Genomic DNA, 17,557 nt, shown 5'->3' on the forward strand with positions numbered 1-17,557 from the left:
CGGGGCATCGGGGGTTTGTCAGGCGCAGTGCCGCGCGGACGGCTTCCTCTGCGACGCCGGGGCAACCGAGACGCAGCAGAACAGCCGAGGCGCAGCAGAACAGCCGAGACCGCGGTCAGAACCTCGCCAAGCAGCTCCGCGGATTCCACGGAATACGTGGCGGAAGGCCCCGCTGGGCACCCTGAGCACAACTGCCCCCGCACCGGCCGGTGCGCGGACGGCCACCGCATCCCCGAGCAGCGCGCCACCCGCGCCGCTGAGAACATCCGCGCGTGCTGGCAGCAAGCCCCCTACAACGTCGGCATCGCCACGGGCCCCGCCAACCTCGTGGTCATCGACCTCGACCTCCCCAAGGACGACAACGACACCGCGCCGCCCGAATGGGCGGGCCTGGCCGATGGCTTGGACGTGTTCGCCGCGCTCTGTGAGCGCGCTGGCGAGCCGCTTCCGACCGAGTCGTACACGGTGCGCACCCGCCGGGGCGGACAGCACCTGTACTTCACCGCACCTGCCGAAAAGCGGCTACGCAGCACGGCGGACGTGCTGGGGTGGAAGGTCGACACCCGGGCCTGGGGCGGGTACGTGGTTGCGGCCGGCAGTGTCGTGGGCGGAGCGCCGTACGAGATCATTCACGACGCGCCCCCGGCCCCCCTCCCTGCGTGGCTTGGTGACCTGCTCACCCCGCAGCCCGCACCGGCCCCGATGCCGCTTGCGGAGCTGTCGGCCCGGATGCGCAACGCCACCTCCTACAGCACCGCAGCACTGCGCGGGGAGCTGGAAAAGGTGCTGTCCGCCCGTCAGGGCGGTCGTAATCGTGCTGTGTATTTCGCCGCCTACGCCCTCGCCCGGATGGTCCGCAACGGTGATCTCACCGAGGCCGCCGTCACCGGCGAACTCATGAGTGCCGGGCAGTCCATCGGCCTGTCTGCCGGAGAGTGCCGCACCGCGATCCGCTCCGGACTCGTCCGTGGCGGCGCATTGGAGGCGAGTGCGGCATGAGCACACAGCCCGTGGACAGCTCGGAACTGTGGGCCGGATTCGAGGCCCTGGACGCGCAGCAGGCAGCCGCAGCGCCGTGGGATGAGCCGATCCCGCTCACTGCCCGCCGGGAACTGCCTGCCTTCCCCACCGAGGTCTTCCCGGCCTGGCTGGGGGACTTCGTGAGGGCGGTGGCGGAGGAGACGCAGACGCCGGTGGACATGGCCGCCTCCCTCGCGCTCGCGGTGCTGTCGACCGCTGCCGGGGGCCGCGCCGTGGTCCACGTCCGGGGCCGTTGGCGTGAGCCCACGAACGCGTTCGTGGTCGTCGCCCTGCCGCCGGGCAACCGGAAGTCGGCCGTGTTCTCCCTGATGACCAACCCGCTCTACAAGTCGGAAGCGCTGCTGTCCGCCGCATCGGCCAGCACCATCATCGAAGCGGAGATCACGGCGAAGCTCGCCAAGGAGGTCGCGGACAGTGCCGCTGCCAAGGCGGCCCGCGCGGACGCCGACAAGCGAGACCAGCTCGTGGCGGAGGCCATCAGCCTCGCGCAGACCGCCGAATCGCTCACCGTGCCCGCCAAGCCCCGTCTGCTGGCCGATGATGCGACGCCGGAGGTTATTGCCTCGTTGCTGGCCGAACAGGGCGGCAGGCTGGCCGTGATGAGCGCTGAGGGCGGCATCTTCGACATCATCGCGGGACGCTATTCCGGCACCCCCAACATGGAGGTCTTCCTCCGGGGCCAGGCAGGTGACCGGCTGCGCGTGGACCGCCGGGGGCGTGAGGAGTTCATCGAATCTCCGGCCCTGACCATGGGCCTAACGGTTCAGCCGTCCGTCCTGGAAGACATCGGCCGCATCAAAGGAGCAGGGGACCGAGGCCTGTTGGCACGGTTCCTGTACTCGCTGCCGACCTCCCTCGTGGGGCATCGCAAGATCCTGCCCGACACCATCCCCGACGAGGTGGCCGACACCTACGAGGAACGCGTCATCGCGCTGACCATGTCCCTCGCGGACTGGACAGACCCGGCGGTCCTTCAGCTCTCACCCGAGGCGAACGATGTGCTGGTCGCCTACGAGAAGCGGCAGGAACCGCGACTGCGCAAGCGGGGCGGGGACCTCGGGCACATCGGGAACTGGGCCGCGAAGTTGGGGGGCGCGACCTGCCGCCTCGCTGGGCTGCTCCACCTCGCCACGCACACCGAGAACGGGCACACCCAGCCCATCACCGCCCACACCATGCGCGACGCGGTGACGCTCTCGGACTACTTCACCGGCCACGCCCTGGCGGTCTTCGACCTCATGGGCGCCGACCACACCGCCAACCGCGCCCGCATCGTCTACGAGCTGCTGCGCGCCAACGACTGGACCGAGGTCAGCAAGCGCGAGGTCATGACGAAGCTCTCCCGCTCGGAGTTCCCCACCGTGGCGGACCTCGACCCCGCGCTGAACCTGCTGGAAGACCACGGATACATCCGGGCCCAGCCCGTTCACCGCTCCGGGGGACGCGGCCGGCCACCCTCCCCGCGCTACCTCATCCACCCGCAGCTCAGCGAACCCAGCGTCTGACCCCGCCACAGAAACCACAGAATCACAGAAATAACCCCGCACCGCCCCTGACCTGCGCCAACGCGGCCAGAGGCCGCAGGGAGGCGGCTGCCACAGAAACCCGCAGAAGAACCACACAAATACGAGCCCAACGAGGCCCGCTTATTTCTGTGGAACTTCCCGCGCTTTCTGTGGCAGCCCGGCCAACCGCACCGCGAACGGTGTTCTCCCAGCTCAGAGCACCCGCCCCGGCTTTCTGTGTATTTCGTGGTTTCTGTGGCGGCCCTCAGATGCTCCGCTCCCCACATGCCTTGCTCTCTCGCCTAAGGAGGAGTCGTGGCCAAGCCCCGCGACGAGAAGTTGACCATCCCCGAAGTCATCGAAGAGATCGGCGTACCACGCTCCACGTTCTACCGCTGGCGTCAGCTCAGGAAGGGTCCCAAGTCCATCAAGCTCCCGAACGGCTCGGTGCGCATTCGTCGCTCCGAACTGGACCGCTGGATGGAGACCTTGGAGGAATCCGCGTGAACCACCGCAAGGCCAGCGAAGCCCCGGGCGCCCGCAACAGCGGGCGCCCGTCCGGGCCTGAGACACTGACCCCCACCCTTTCCACCGACGTACGGGTGTGGAAGGTCAACAAGGTGAAGAGCAAGAAGGCGCCATACCAGCTCCGTTGGACGGTAGCGGGCAAGGTGAAGACGGCCAGCTTTACCACGGTCGCGCCCGCTGAAAGTCGCCGCTCGGAATTGTGGCAAGCCATGCGCAAGGGCGAGGCGTTCGACGTGGACACAGGCTTGCCAGAGTCCGAACTCCGGGCCGCAGCGGCGAAGGAGAACACCAGGCCGGACCCGTCATGGTGGGACTTCTCCCGCGAATACATGGCGGCACGGTGGCGTACCACAGCAGCGAAGACGCGTGAGGGCATTGCCGACAGCCTGGCCACGGTGGCGCTCGCCATGATGGGCGACGGAGTGAAGGCACCGACACCTGAGGAAGTTCGGCTGGCCGTGCGCTGGGCTGTCGTACCGGCTCACAAGGGCGAAGAGCCCCCGCCCGACCTGCTGGCCGCCTGTACGTGGCTCTCCAACCGCTCGCTCCCGCTGTCCTCGCTGACGGACCCGAGGATTCTCCGGGACGTCCAGTACCGGCTCTCCTGCAAGTTGGACGGCACCCCAGCAGCAGGGGAGACGTACAAGCGGCGCCGCCGCGGCTTCAACACCGCAATGGAGCACGCGATCGAGTCGGGCTACCTGGACGAAAATCCGCTCGCCAACGTGAAGCGGACTGGATCCACGGGCGGTGACGTGGTGGATCCACGGGTCCTGGTCAATGCGGCTCAGGGGACTTCCCTCATCACAGCCGTCTCGTACGTGGGGTCCGTGCACCGCAATCGCGGCCGTCGACTGGTCGCGTTCTTCGGCTGCCAGCTCTACGCCGCAATGAGGCCGGCGGAAGCGGTCGGGCTGCGAGAGAATGACTGCTATCTGCCCGAGACGGGCTGGGGGACCCTCACCCTTCGGGAAACCCGCCCAGTATCTGGCAAGAAGTGGACCGATTCGGGGCAGCGCCACGACAAGCGAGGGCTCAAGTCGCGGGAGGTCAAGGCCGACCGGCCTGTGCCCATACCGCCGCTGCTCGTCGCGATGCTCAGGGAGCACATCAAGGAGTTCGGCACAGCGAAGGACGGCAGGCTCTTCACCAACGAGCGCGGGAGCGTGCTCGGGACCTCTAGTTATTGGAGGGTGTGGCAGGAAGCAAGGCCCATTGCGCTCCCACCGGACAAGGCGGATTCCCCGCTCGCGCACCGGCCCTACGACCTTCGGCACACCTGCATCACGAACTGGCTGAACGCTGGGGTCCCTGTGGCCGAGGTCGCCCGTCGTGCGGGCAACTCCCCGGAGGTCATCCACCGCCGCTACGAGGGCTGCATCGACGGCCACGAGGAGCTGAACAACAAGAAGATTGAAAAGGCAATGGGATGGGCTGGAGAGAGTCCGCTGTAGCCATCTTGTAGGCGCACTTTCCTTGTACCCGTAGGGGAATTGGTCAGCCGACACCAAGCGCTCTCCCATGGGGTAGTCGTTTCCTGGAGCCTCGCCCTTTGACCTTCGCCCAGTCGATCAGCTCATTTGGGCGTTCCAGGGGGCGGCGGCGAAACTCAGAGAGCGGACCAAGATGCGGTCCCCGCTCGCCTGTTGCATTCTGGATGTAGACGGAACCGCTACCAAGCATGCAATGTCTGCACCTGTGGCGTACGAATTACCCCGGGGCGAGGGCGAATCAACCGCGAGGTCGAACCGAGGCTGATCCCCCATGACAGTCAGTCACGAGCGCATATTTGAAGGCATAATCGCCGGGTTGCTTCTTTCGGCAATTGTCGCTGGGATCAGCTGGGCTGTGCACTCTTGTGGCGGAGGCAACGGACCTGAGGGAGGCGGGACGTCAAGTGTGACGACTTCGCCTCCCAGCCCAACTTCGGAGTCACCGTCGGCTCCGTCGTCTACTCGGGAACCTGCAACGGGTGCCTCCACTGCCAGTCCTACCAGCGAGCTGTCAGTTCCTTCCGTACATGCATCATGGACGGTCACTGATTGTCGACTTAATCGAGATTATGGTCACCCCCAGGTGACTGCTACGGTATATGTAAAGAACAAAGATGCACTAAATGAACACACCTACACGCTGAATGTGGCATTCGGAGATTCCGATAACAGAATCGCGACTGACTATGTTTATGTCAGCTACGTAAAGCCACTGGAGACTGGAAAGAATCAAATTATCGACAATAATCCATCAGCTGGCGCCCAGAGCGTTCCCAACGGCCCTATCTCTTGTCGTGTCACAGAGATTACTGATTACGACACTGGAGCCGTGGTGGAGCCCTAGTGTCACGTGATACGGGTCGCGTCAGTTCGAGTTTCACGTGCCGGTGGGAGGCGGCGCCATTCGAGGAGGCGAGATCGATGGGCAGCTCATCGGGCGGTCCGGCTGCGACATCCGTGCAGGCGAATTGCAGAGCAAGGAATTGCGCGGGCAGCATGAGTAAAAGTGGTGTGTGTCCTGTATGCGGATGGCGGCGAGGTCGCGATACCACGCCGCGCGGCCAACTGCCGGACGGAAGGCCTGACTACCCTCCTGAGAACCCAAGTGGTTGGCTCAGGGCCTGCGAGTTCAGTGCTATAGGTTTGGGCCTCCTACTTCTAGTGATCGGCGCGGGTGGTGGCAGCGCTGGGCTGGCGGTATTTGGCTTGTTCGGTGCGCTTTTCGGCGTAACAAGCATCATCGTCACGAAGAACGGCCACATATGGAACGGGCTGTGGCCTGAGCAAAAGGTCGCTGCGTCCCCCGGCATTGTGTTCGGAGGCTCTGTCTTCGCCGTGGTGCTTGTCTATATTGGACTCATGGCTCTTGTGGGGAGCATCTTTGCCGGATCAGGAACCGGATCAGGAAAGGGAAAGTGAATTGTTTGCCGTTGCTCGGTGAACTCGGAGCTAGGTTGGCCGGGCGGATTTGGCTTGGAGCTGATTGATTTAAGAAGGCCAATAGTGCAGAACCACTATGTCTCGGTCACACTTCAGGCATACCCGCCGGCTGTACATCGGGGGAAGATCGCCCTTTGGATGGAATTCCTGGTGGCAGTACGGGCAAGCGAGTACAGGCTTACGGCATTTCCTGCATCGGGCAAGTACTCCAAATTCTTTGGTCGCCATCACTGTCCACGATCGCCCCCAAGCCGCCACCATCTTGGCCATGCCGCGTGTTGTTACAAGCGCCTGGAGCTTTGACTCCAAAGTGTTTGGCGCAATAAAGTTGATTGAATTGCACGTCGAAGACGGACATGAGGTGGGCTCTTCCATTATGGAGCCGGTGGCGCTCAGTGTTCTTTTTGTCTTAGTCATCGTCGTCATCCCCGTAGTCGTATTCCTCCTCTTCCTCCTCCGGCTCTGGCTCGCTAACTGGAGCAAGGGCATTCTTGCCATCCACGTAGTCAGACGTGCCGGTGTACCCCTCGCCCGCGGCGTCCACCGTCACCTCAGATTCAGAGTGCGTCTCGCCGTAGCTGGATGCAGGCTTACCTTGGGAGTCGGCCGGTGTATATTCAGTCCCCATTGCGGCACCTCTCGTATCGCTGATCCTTCAACAAAGGGCGACCGTGCGTTCAACACCAGGATAAGGCGAGTGACTCAATTCCTCATTTGCCAGTGTCTCGTGCTCCGAACGGATGGATGAGTTGCGGGAGTTGGCGAACTCGCGTCACGTGTCCGCTGGTGTGGCTCTGCGGGCCCGGATTGTGCTGTGGTCCGCCGAGGGGCGGCGCCGCAAGGACATTGCCGAACTCGCCGGGGTGGTGCCGGTGACGGTGGGCCGCTTCAAGGCTTGCTATGCCGCACGCGGGCTGGCCGGTCGGGAGGAGAAACGCAGTGGAGGGCCGCGCGATCAGGTGCCGCCGCGGACACGGGGACGGATGATCGCGCCCACGAAGATGTCACCGCCGGCCCGGCAAGGCGTCGCCTTAGCTATGCCCTCATGGCCGGGTCGCCGCTGCGCCACTCGATGGATAGGGGGTCGTTGAGTCGAAGCGAGTCCAGTTTGGCGGAGACGTCAAGCAGGGCACCGGGGCGAGGAGGTGGTAGTCGCCCTCACTCGCTACTCACTCGCGACCAGTGAGTAGCAACGACAAAGAGTCGGACCCAGTGGGACTGGGTCCGACTCTTGATGTCTGGCACTTTGGCAGGTCAGCAAGGTGATCGCGCTGTTCCGGCTTCTGTGCCCCCGGCAGGATTCGAACCTGCGCACACGGCTCCGGAGGCCGTTGCTCTATCCCCTGAGCTACGGGGGCGTGTCTGGCGCCTTGTTTGGCGGCGACGGGTAGAACCCTACCAGCTCTCCGAGGGAGATCATGAACGGTTTTCGTGGGGGTGAGAGTGGGGTTGAGTGGTCCGGCACCGCCCGCAGGGGGTGGAAGTGGGGAAAACCCGGACGCGGCGGTGGGTGTCGACCTACTCTCGAGTTGTGCCAGGCGCGTCCGGCCGGGTGCTTGTTGTGGACGACAACAAGGTCATCCGGCAGCTGATCAGGGTCAACCTCGAGCTGGAGGGCTTCGAGGTGGTGACCGCGGCCGATGGTGCCGAGTGCCTGGACGTCGTTCACCAGGTGCGGCCCGACCTCATCACCCTGGACGTCGTCATGCCTCGGCTCGACGGTCTCCGTACCGCCGCCCAGCTCCGCGGAGACCCGCGCACACGACGTCTACCACTCGCCATCGTCAGCGCCTGTACCCAGTACGAGGTCGAGGCCGGGCTCGACGTCGGCGTCGACGCGTTTCTCGCCAAGCCCTTCGAGCCGAGTGAACTCGTCGCCCTGGTGCGACAGTTGGTCGAGCATGCGCGGGCCGGGAGCGGTCTGGCCGCGTCTGAGGGGGGCGGCGTCGGGGGCGGCGTCGTGGCCGACGGTCCAGTCGCCTCCGCCTCCGCCTCCGCCACCGCCCTCGGCTCCGGCCCCACCGTCGGCCCGGGCACCGCCCCGTCCACCACCGCCCCCGGCGCTGCCATCGGTCCCTCCGCCTCCACTCCCTCCGCCGGGTCCACGGCCGGCGGCTTGGGCAACGGCAGCGCCCAACCCGAGCGTGCCCAGCGCGCAGGCCGTACCGGAAGTTGATTCGCGGGCGCGACACCTGACATCTGACACCGGCAGCTCACACCTCACGCGTCGCGCGTCACGACGTGTCTCACGGACTTCTTCTCCTTGTGCTTCGGCCTCGCCAGAAGCCCCGCCCGTCCACATCGCGGAACCCGAGGTAAACCGGCTCGCATACCCACCCCCCTCCTCCCATACGCTTGTCCCCGTGACTCCCGTCGAGCTCTCCCACACAGTGCTGCGCGCGGTGCGTCGTGCTGTCGACGACGGAGAGCTGAGCGTGGCCGTGCCCGCACGCGCCGTCGTCACCCCGCCGGGGCCCGGCGGGCGCGGGGACTACGCCACGAACATCGCCCTGCAGCTGGCCCGGGCCGCCGGTCGGCCTCCCCTGCAAGTCGCCGAGATCCTGCGACCCCACCTCAGCCGCACCGACGGAGTCGCCGCCGTCGAGATCACCGGACCCGGCTTCCTCAACATCCACCTCGACCGGGCCGCCGTCACCGCCCTCGTGCGCCGGATCCAGGGCAGCGAGGGTGTTCCGGGCGCGAGGGGTCCTCTGCCCTATGGCCACAGCGACACCCTCGCCGGGCACCTCGTCCGGCTGCGCATTCCTTACGACATCCGCGCCGAGGTCGTCGCCGACGCGCTCGTACGGATCATCGCCAGCCAGGGTGGTCGGGTCGAGGTCGATCACGTGTCCGGTCCACTTCTGAAGTCTGGTGCCGATGAGCGGAGCCGGGCCACGCCGCCCGGCGCTCCGGAAGCCGCCCTCACCAGCACCCCCACCTCCTCCACCCCCACCTCCTCCACCCCCACCCCCATCGACCTCCGCCCCGTCCCCGCCCCGGAGGACCCCACCCCCCTCGGCCCCGACGCCCTCCGCTGGGCCCTGCTGCACCCGGCCGCCCACGACCGGCCCCGGATCACGGCGGACCTCCTCGTACAGCGGGCCGCCAACCCCCTCTTCCGGGTCCGTTACGCCCACGCACGGGCCCGCGCGCTCACCCGCAACGCCGCGGGCCTCGGTTTCACCAGCACCCCGGGCGACCTCGCCACCTCCGGCACCCCGGGCGACCTCGCCACCTCCGGCGCCCAGGGCGAGCGCACTGCCCCCGACACCCGGCCCGCGCCCCCCACCACCGTCACCCCACGCGACGTCAACACCCCCGACGTCACCGCCCCAGACGTGGCCACCCCCCTCGTCAGCGCCCTCACGGAATATCCCTCCGTCCTCGCCCGAGCGGCCACGCACCGCGCTCCCGATCGTCTCGCCCGGCACCTCGTCGTCCTCGCCGACGCCCTGCTCGCCTTCCAGCACACGGTGCTGCCGCGCGGCGACGAGAAACCCTCGGCCGCCCACCGGGCCCGGCTGGCCCTCGCCGAAGCAGCCGGGACGGTGCTGGCCGGCGGCCTGTCCCTGCTCGGCATCGACGCACCCGAATATCTCTGAGCGAGGCAGCGAGCCAGCGAGCCGGCGAGAGAGCGAGGAGCGAGGAGCGAGCAAGCCGGAGGCCATAGCCCAAGCCCAGGTCCAACCAAGGCCCAAGCCCAAGCCCAGGTCCGAGCCCGAACCGCAAGCCGAGCCGCCGACCGCATCCCGCAAGCCGCAGCGAAGCGCGGTCGAGCCGACCGCCACCGTCGCGTCGTCCGCCCCCCGCCCCCCGCCCGCACCACACGGCCGGCCAAAGCCCCGCGCCGCCCGCCCAGAGAGCACACAGAAAGCCGTAAGAACATGAGCCGTTCCGCACACCCCGCCGGGCCCCGTCACGCCGACGTGCTTCCCGAGGGGCACTACTCCGGCCCGCCCGCCGACCTGAACACGCTGGACCCGAAGGTGTGGGCGCAGACCGTCACCCGTACCCCCGACGGAGTCGTCAGCGTCGGCGGGATCGATGTGAAGGCGCTCGCGGAGGAGTTCGGTACGCCCGCGTACTTCATCGACGAGGCCGACTTCCGGGCGCGGGCGCGCGCCTGGCGCACCGCGTTCGGGCAGGACGCCGACGTGTTCTACGCGGGCAAGGCGTTCCTGTCCCGGGCCATCGTGCGCTGGCTGCACGAGGAGGGGCTCAACCTCGACGTCTGCTCGGGCGGCGAGCTGACCACCGCCCTCTCGGCCGGTATGCCCGCCGACCGCATCGCCTTCCACGGCAACAACAAGTCCGAGGAGGAGATCCGCCGGGCCGTCGAGGCCGGCGTCGGGCGGATCGTGCTCGACTCCTTCCAGGAGATCGTGCGGGTCGCGCACATCGCCCAGTCGCTCGGCACGCGGCAGCGGGTGCAGATCCGTGTCACCGTCGGCGTCGAGGCGCACACCCACGAGTTCATCGCCACCGCCCACGAGGACCAGAAGTTCGGGATTCCGCTGGCGGGAGGGCAGGCCGCGGAGGCCGTTCGGCGGGCTCTGAAGCTCGATGGGCTCGAACTCATCGGGATCCACTCCCACATCGGGTCGCAGATCTTCGACACCTCCGGGTTCGAGGTCGCCGCCCACCGTGTCGTCGGGCTGCTCAAGGAGGTCCGTGACGAGCACGGCGTCGAGCTGCCCGAGATCGACCTCGGTGGCGGGCTCGGCATCGCCTACACCAGCGACGACGACCCTCGCGAGCCCCACGAGATCGCCAAGGCGCTGACCGAGATCGTCAACCGGGAGTGCGACGCCGCCCAGCTGCGCGCCCCGCGCATCTCCGTCGAGCCGGGGCGGGCCATCGTCGGGCCCACCGCCTTCACGCTCTACGAGGTCGGCACCATCAAGCCGCTGGACGGGCTGCGGACGTACGTCTCCGTCGACGGGGGCATGTCGGACAACATCAGGACCGCGCTCTACGACGCCGAGTACAGCGTCGCGCTGGTGTCCCGGACCTCCGACGCCGAGCCGATGCTCGCGCGTGTGGTCGGCAAGCACTGCGAGAGCGGTGACATCGTGGTGAGGGACGCGTTCCTGCCGGCGGACCTGGCACCGGGTGACCTGATCGCCGTACCGGCGACGGGTGCGTACTGCCGTTCCATGGCGAGCAATTACAACCACGTCCTGCGCCCGCCGGTCGTCGCCGTCAATGATGGAGAGGCCCGGGTCATCGTCCGTCGCGAGACGGAGGAGGATCTTCTCCGGCTCGACGTCGGCTGAGGCGCGGCGGCAGTAAAGCATGAAGACAGCTCGGGGCCGGAAGATCTCCGTCCTCCGGCCCTGAGAAAATGAAATAGATGTCTCACGATCCGGACCAGGGATAGAAACCCCCGTCCGGTGAGTGAGACTGGTCCCACCGTGTTCGGTATGTCGGTATGTGAGGAAACGAGGTCGGATGATGCGTACGCGTCCGCTGAAGGTGGCGCTGCTGGGCTGTGGGGTTGTCGGCTCAGAGGTGGCGCGCATCATGACGACGCACGCCGACGATCTCGCCGCGCGCATCGGTGCCCCGGTCGAGCTCGCGGGCGTGGCCGTCCGGCGGCCCTCGCGGGTGCGTGAGGGCATCGACCCGGCGCTCGTCACCACCGACGCGACTGCCCTGGTCAAACGGGGGGACATCGACGTCGTCGTCGAGGTCATCGGCGGTATCGAGCCCGCCCGCTCCCTCATCACCACCGCGTTCGAGTACGGCGCCTCCGTCGTCTCCGCCAACAAGGCCCTCCTCGCCCAGGACGGCGCCGCCCTGCACGCCGCCGCGGGGGACCACGACGCGGACCTCTACTACGAGGCCGCCGTCGCCGGTGCCATCCCGCTGATCCGGCCGCTGCGCGAGTCCCTCGCCGGCGACAAGATCAACCGGGTGATGGGCATCGTCAACGGAACGACCAACTTCATCCTCGACAAGATGGACACCACCGGGGCCGGATACCAGGAGGCCCTCGACGAGGCCACCGCCCTGGGGTACGCGGAGGCCGACCCGACCGCCGACGTGGAGGGCTTCGACGCCGCCGCCAAGGCCGCGATCCTCGCCGGCATCGCCTTCCACTCGCGCGTGCGCCTCGACGACGTGTACCGCGAGGGCATGACCGAGGTGACGGCGGCCGACTTCGCCTCCGCCAAGAACATGGGCTGCACCATCAAACTGCTCGCCATCTGCGAGCGGGCCGCGGACGGCGGGTCCGTCACCGCGCGCGTGCACCCCGCGATGATCCCGCTGACCCACCCGCTGGCCTCCGTGCGCGGCGCCTACAACGCCGTGTTCGTGGAGTCGGACGCCGCCGGTCAGCTGATGTTCTACGGCCCGGGCGCGGGCGGTGCCCCCACCGCCTCCGCCGTGCTCGGTGACCTCGTGGCCGTGTGCCGCAACCGCCTCGCCGGTTCCACCGGACCCGGCGAGTCCGCCTACGCCGCCCTGCCGGTCTCGCCGATGGGCGAGGTCGTCACGCGCTACCACATCAGCCTCGACGTCGCCGACAAACCGGGAGTTCTCGCCCAGGTGGCGACCGTGTTCGCGGAGCACGGCGTGTCGATCGATACGGTTCGGCAGCAGGGCAAGGACGGCGAGGCCTCTCTCGTCGTCGTCACCCACCGCGCCTCCGACGCCTCCCTCACCGGGACCGTCGAGGCGCTGCGCAACCTCGACACCGTGCGGGGTGTCGCCAGCATCATGCGGGTTGAAGGAGAGTAACCAGCAATGACCCACCAGTGGCGCGGAATCATCGAGGAGTACCGGGACCGCCTGCCCGTCTCCGACAGCACGCCGGTCGTGACGCTCCGGGAGGGCGGCACGCCTCTCGTCCCCGCGCAGGTGCTCTCCGAGCGCACGGGCTGCGAGGTCCACCTGAAGGTGGAGGGCGCGAACCCGACCGGGTCCTTCAAGGACCGGGGCATGACCATGGCCATCACGCGCGCGAAGGAGGAGGGCGCGAAGGCGGTCATCTGTGCCTCCACGGGCAACACCTCTGCCTCCGCGGCCGCCTACGCCGTCCGCGCGGGCATGGTCTCCGCGGTGCTCGTCCCGCAGGGCAAGATCGCGCTGGGCAAGATGGGCCAGGCCCTGGTGCACGGCGCGAAGATCCTCCAGGTCGACGGCAACTTCGACGACTGCCTCACCCTCGCGCGTGAACTGAGCGACAACTACCCGGTGGCGCTGGTCAATTCGGTGAACCCGGTGCGCATCGAGGGCCAGAAGACCGCCGCGTTCGAGATCGTGGACATGCTCGGCGACGCGCCCGACATCCATGTCCTGCCGGTGGGCAACGCGGGCAACATCACGGCCTACTGGAAGGGCTACAAGGAGTACGCCGCCGACGGCATCGCCGCCAAGACGCCCCGGATGTGGGGCTTCCAGGCCTCCGGTTCCGCGCCGATCGTGCGCGGCGAGGTCGTCAAGGACCCGTCGACGATCGCCACCGCTATCCGGATCGGCAACCCCGCGTCCTGGAGTTACGCCCTGGCCGCGCGGGACGAGTCGGGCGGTGCCATCGACGAGGTGACGGACCGTGAGATCCTGCGCGCCTACCGGCTGTTGGCCGCGCAGGAGGGTGTGTTCGTGGAGCCCGCCTCCGCCGCCTCCGTGGCCGGTCTGCTGAAGGCCGCCGAGGCCGGCAAGGTCGACCCGGGCCAGACCATCGTCTGCACGGTCACCGGCAACGGCCTGAAGGACCCGGACTGGGCCGTCGCGGGCGCCCCGCAGCCCGTCACGGTCCCGGTGGACGCGGCGACGGCGGCCGAGCGCCTCGGTCTCGCGTAACGACACGGACGGCGCTCGCGTATCCTCTCGTCCAGCCGTTCGAAAAGACCTGGGAGTCGCGCGTAGACGTCGATTCTCGGGGGATAACCCTGACAGGACCCGACAGGGGGTGCACAGGGGGCTTACGACACGCATCGTGCGCCTCCTGTGCGCCCTATGTCGCCACAGAACCTTCCTTCGATAGGCTGTGGTGAACCCGCCCGCTGCATATGCCCCGCAAGGGCGCGGCGCCGCGCCGTCTTGAGCGGCCGCAGGGTTCCAGGTACCTGTCGAACGCCAATCGAATGTCATTCGACATCGTCAATCTCGCAGCTCAAGGAGAGTCATCGAGCGATGGCCGGTCCAGCGTTCCGCGCCGCCGCCGTACGGGTGCGCGTCCCCGCCACCAGCGCCAACCTCGGTCCGGGCTTCGACGCCCTGGGCCTGTCGCTGGGGCTCTACGACGACGTGGTCGTCCGGGTGGCCGACTCCGGCCTGCATGTCGACATCGCGGGGGAGGGCAGCGAGACGCTCCCGCGCGACGAGCGGCATCTGCTCGTCCGCTCCCTGCGCACCGCCTTCGACCTGCTCGGTGGACAGCCCCGGGGCCTGGAGATCGTCTGCGCCAACCGCATCCCGCACGGCCGCGGCCTCGGCTCCTCCTCCGCCGCCATCTGCGCCGGTATCGTCGCCGCCCGTGCCGTGACCATAGGCGGGGACAACCGGCTCGACGACGCCGCGCTGCTCGAACTGGCCACGGAGATCGAGGGCCACCCCGACAACGTCGCGGCCTGCCTCCTCGGTGGTTTCACCCTCTCCTGGATGGAGGGCGGCGCCGCGCGGGCGATCAGGATGGACCCCGCGGATTCCATCGTTCCGGTGGTTTTCGTCCCCGGGAAGCCGGTTCTGACGGAGACGGCGCGCGGACTGCTCCCGCGCAACGTCCCGCACGTCGACGCTGCCACCAACGCGGGCCGGGCGGCCCTCCTCGTGGAGGCCCTGACCAGGCGCCCCGAGCTGCTGCTGCCCGCGACCGAGGACCGACTGCACCAGGAGTACCGGGCGCCCGCCATGCCGGAGAGCGCGGCCCTGGTCGAGCGACTGCGGGCCGACGGCGTCCCGGCGGTCATCTCCGGCGCCGGACCCACCGTCCTGGCCCTGGCCGACGATGCCAGTGCCGACAAGGTGGCCGATCTCGCGGGTGCGGGATGGGCCGCGAACCGGCTGGACCTCGACGCCCGAGGGGCGTGCGTCCTGCCGCTCACCACCACCGTCGCCGAACACGGCGTCGACACCGGCGACGCGTAGGGGCGCGGTTGCCGGATTTCGAGAGGGGGAATGTTTGTTGGATCCGGTAGTGTTAACCTCAAGTCTGCACCTGCCCCAGCCATGGCGAGGTGCTTATCGTCCCCGTCCGGGACAACCATTCTTCCGGGAGTCTCCCAAGCCGCACTGTGCTTCGTACGTCAAGCTGTACGCCGTACGCAGGCACTGAGCGGTCTGCCGAGCAGGCTCCGGAACCGGCGTTGCCGAGCCGCGTGACACAGACACTCAGTGCCACGGCCCGGAAAGCGCCGAATCACCAGAAATTCCCCTCCGCCGCCTTTGGCGGACCACCGCCCCGGCACGGTCCACCCGAACAGGACCGAAGCCGGACAGCACAAACGGTCGCCGAGCCAGAAGGCCGACGTCCGCTCCAGGGAAGGACCCTTCGTGAGCGACACCACCGATCTGATGGGCGCACGTGTCGAGGACACCGCTGCCGCGCCCGCCACGGACGCCGCGCCTGCCAGCGGTGCCGGCTCCCGGCGGCGCCGTGGCACCGGCCTCGAGGGCATGGTGCTGGCCGAGCTGCAGCAGGTCGCATCCGGCCTCGGCATCAGGGGCACCGCGCGGATGCGCAAGAGCCAGCTGATCGAGGTCATCAAGGAGGCGCAGGCGGGCGGGGGCGCCCCGGCGAAGGCCGAGGCCGCCGCCGAGACCAAGCCGAAGCGCCGCGCCACCTCGAAGGCGCGCACGGGCGACGACGCCGCCCCGGCCGAGAAGGCCACCGCCACCGCCAAGAAGGCCGCGGCGCCCGCCGAGAAGGCCGAGAAGGCCGTGGCCCAGCAGCAGATCGAGATCCCCGGCCAGCCGGCCGGTGGCGACGAGGCGCCCACCGAGCGCCGTCGGCGCCGGGCCACCGCCGACGCGGGCAGCCCCGAGACGGTCGCCGCCGAGGCGAAGAGCGAGCCCAAGGCCGAGACCCCGGCCGCGCCCGCCGAGACCAAGGCAGACGCCGGTGACCAGGGCGGCGAGGGCCGTCAGGGCCGCCGCGAGCGTGGCCGTGACCGGGGCGAGCGTGGGGACCGCGGTGAGCGCGGCGACCGCGGCCGCCGCGGCAAGGGCGACGAGCAGCAGGGCGGCGGACAGCAGCAGCGTGACCGCGGCCAGCAGGGCCAGCAGCAGGGCGGCGGCCGTCAGGACCGTCAGCGTGACAACGGCCCGCAGGACGACGACGACTTCGACGGCGGACGCCGTGGCCGTCGCGGGCGCTACCGGGACCGTCGTGGCCGTCGTGGCCGTGACGAGATGGGCGCCCCCGAGCCGCAGCTCGCCGAGGACGACGTCCTGATCCCCGTCGCGGGCATCCTGGACATCCTCGACAACTACGCCTTCATCCGCACCTCGGGCTACCTGCCCGGCCCGAACGACGTGTACGTCTCCCTCGCCCAGGTCCGCAAGAACGGCCTGCGCAAGGGCGACCACGTCACCGGTGCCGTGCGTCAGCCCAAGGAGGGCGAGCGCCGCGAGAAGTTCAACGCGCTGGTCCGCCTGGACTCCCAGAACGGCATGGCGCCCGACTCCGGGCGCGGCCGCCCCGAGTTCAACAAGCTGACGCCGCTGTACCCGCAGGACCGCCTCCGCCTGGAGACGGACCCGGGCGTGCTCACCACCCGCATCATCGACCTGGTCTCGCCCATCGGTAAGGGCCAGCGCGGTCTGATCGTGGCCCCGCCGAAGACCGGTAAGACCATGATCATGCAGGCGATCGCCAACGCGATCACGCACAACAACCCCGAGTGCCACCTGATGGTCGTCCTCGTCGACGAGCGTCCGGAAGAGGTCACCGACATGCAGCGGTCGGTGAAGGGCGAGGTCATCTCCTCGACCTTCGACCGCCCGGCCGAGGACCACACGACGGTCGCCGAGCTCGCCATCGAGCGTGCCAAGCGCCTCGTCGAGCTGGGCCACGACGTGGTCGTGCTCCTCGACTCGATCACGCGTCTGGGCCGTGCCTACAACCTGGCGGCGCCGGCCTCCGGCCGCATCCTGTCCGGTGGTGTCGACTCGACCGCCCTGTACCCGCCGAAGCGCTTCTTCGGCGCGGCCCGGAACATCGAGGACGGCGGCTCGCTGACCATCCTCGCCACCGCCCTGGTGGACACCGGGTCCCGCATGGACGAGGTGATCTTCGAGGAGTTCAAGGGCACCGGCAACATGGAGCTCAAGCTCGACCGCAAGCTCGCCGACAAGCGCATCTTCCCGGCGGTGGACGTGGACGCGTCCGGTACCCGTAAGGAAGAGATCCTGCTCGGCAACGAGGAGCTGGCGGTCGTCTGGAAGCTGCGCCGGGTGCTGCACGCGCTCGACCAGCAGCAGGCCATCGAGCTGCTCCTCGACAAGATGAAGCAGACCAAGTCGAACATCGAGTTCCTGATGCAGATCCAGAAGACGACGCCCACGCCCGGTAACGGCGACTAGGTCTCGTACCTCTGC

Annotated in this window: 11 protein-coding genes, 1 tRNA gene and 1 pseudogene; 11 read left to right on the top strand and 2 right to left on the bottom strand. The window is 68.4% G+C overall.

The window, feature by feature from the left end; all coding sequences use genetic code 11:
- Window positions 1-156: 156 nt before the first annotated feature.
- From GWK25_RS07225 to GWK25_RS07240, 4 genes are all read left to right on the top strand, one after another.
- Window positions 157-999: a bifunctional DNA primase/polymerase gene (locus GWK25_RS07225; protein WP_215449010.1), complete on the top strand. Its 843-nt coding sequence runs from the start codon at window positions 157-159 to the stop codon at window positions 997-999.
- Window positions 996-2,546: a YfjI family protein gene (locus GWK25_RS07230; protein WP_215449011.1), complete on the top strand. Its 1,551-nt coding sequence runs from the start codon at window positions 996-998 to the stop codon at window positions 2,544-2,546. Before GWK25_RS07225 ends, GWK25_RS07230 begins: the two co-directional genes overlap by 4 nt.
- Window positions 2,547-2,861: 315 nt before the next feature.
- Window positions 2,862-3,053, top strand: coding sequence for an AlpA family transcriptional regulator (locus GWK25_RS07235; protein ID WP_215449012.1), 192 nt, complete (start codon window positions 2,862-2,864; stop codon window positions 3,051-3,053).
- Window positions 3,050-4,528, top strand: a complete 1,479-nt coding sequence (locus GWK25_RS07240) for a tyrosine-type recombinase/integrase (protein ID WP_374200596.1) — start codon at window positions 3,050-3,052, stop codon at window positions 4,526-4,528. The genes GWK25_RS07235 and GWK25_RS07240 overlap by 4 nt, the downstream gene beginning before the upstream one ends.
- 1,888 nt (window positions 4,529-6,416) lie before the next feature.
- On the opposite strand, the gene GWK25_RS07245 is transcribed toward GWK25_RS07240, so the two are convergent.
- Entirely contained in the window at window positions 6,417-6,635 is a 219-nt protein-coding gene (locus GWK25_RS07245) for a hypothetical protein (RefSeq protein ID WP_215449013.1), read from the bottom strand.
- 658 nt (window positions 6,636-7,293) lie between these two features.
- A tRNA-Arg gene (locus GWK25_RS07255) sits at window positions 7,294-7,365 on the bottom strand.
- A gap of 152 nt (window positions 7,366-7,517) precedes the next feature.
- On the opposite strand from GWK25_RS07255, the pseudogene GWK25_RS07260 reads away from it, so the two are divergent.
- The 7 genes and pseudogenes from GWK25_RS07260 to rho form a co-directional block, all read left to right on the top strand.
- Window positions 7,518-7,979: pseudogene (locus GWK25_RS07260) on the top strand (response regulator); the annotation flags it as partial.
- Between the two features lie 391 nt (window positions 7,980-8,370).
- On the top strand, window positions 8,371-9,612 hold the full coding sequence (gene nrtL, locus GWK25_RS07265) for an ArgS-related anticodon-binding protein NrtL (protein ID WP_215449015.1): 1,242 nt from the start codon (window positions 8,371-8,373) through the stop codon (window positions 9,610-9,612).
- A gap of 282 nt (window positions 9,613-9,894) precedes the next feature.
- Window positions 9,895-11,286 carry a diaminopimelate decarboxylase gene (gene lysA / locus GWK25_RS07270; RefSeq protein WP_215449016.1) on the top strand — a complete coding sequence of 464 codons (1,392 nt, stop codon included), beginning with the start codon at window positions 9,895-9,897 and terminating at the stop codon, window positions 11,284-11,286.
- Between the two features lie 175 nt (window positions 11,287-11,461).
- On the top strand, window positions 11,462-12,754 hold the full coding sequence (locus GWK25_RS07275; RefSeq protein ID WP_033526526.1) for a homoserine dehydrogenase: 1,293 nt from the start codon (window positions 11,462-11,464) through the stop codon (window positions 12,752-12,754).
- A gap of 6 nt (window positions 12,755-12,760) precedes the next feature.
- On the top strand, window positions 12,761-13,819 hold the full coding sequence (thrC, locus tag GWK25_RS07280) for a threonine synthase (RefSeq protein ID WP_215449017.1): 1,059 nt from the start codon (window positions 12,761-12,763) through the stop codon (window positions 13,817-13,819).
- Between the two features lie 333 nt (window positions 13,820-14,152).
- Complete coding sequence (thrB, locus tag GWK25_RS07285) at window positions 14,153-15,106, top strand: homoserine kinase (RefSeq protein ID WP_215449018.1); 954 nt, start codon at window positions 14,153-14,155, stop codon at window positions 15,104-15,106.
- Window positions 15,107-15,511: 405 nt separating this feature from the next.
- The gene (gene rho / locus GWK25_RS07290) at window positions 15,512-17,542 is read left to right on the top strand and encodes a transcription termination factor Rho (protein ID WP_215449019.1); all 2,031 of its coding nucleotides are present in this window, start codon (window positions 15,512-15,514) and stop codon (window positions 17,540-17,542) included.
- Window positions 17,543-17,557 lie beyond the last annotated feature (15 nt).

Origin of the sequence: Streptomyces sp. ATCC 21386, assembly GCF_018728545.1 — a bacterium.
GTDB lineage: Bacteria > Actinomycetota > Actinomycetes > Streptomycetales > Streptomycetaceae > Streptomyces.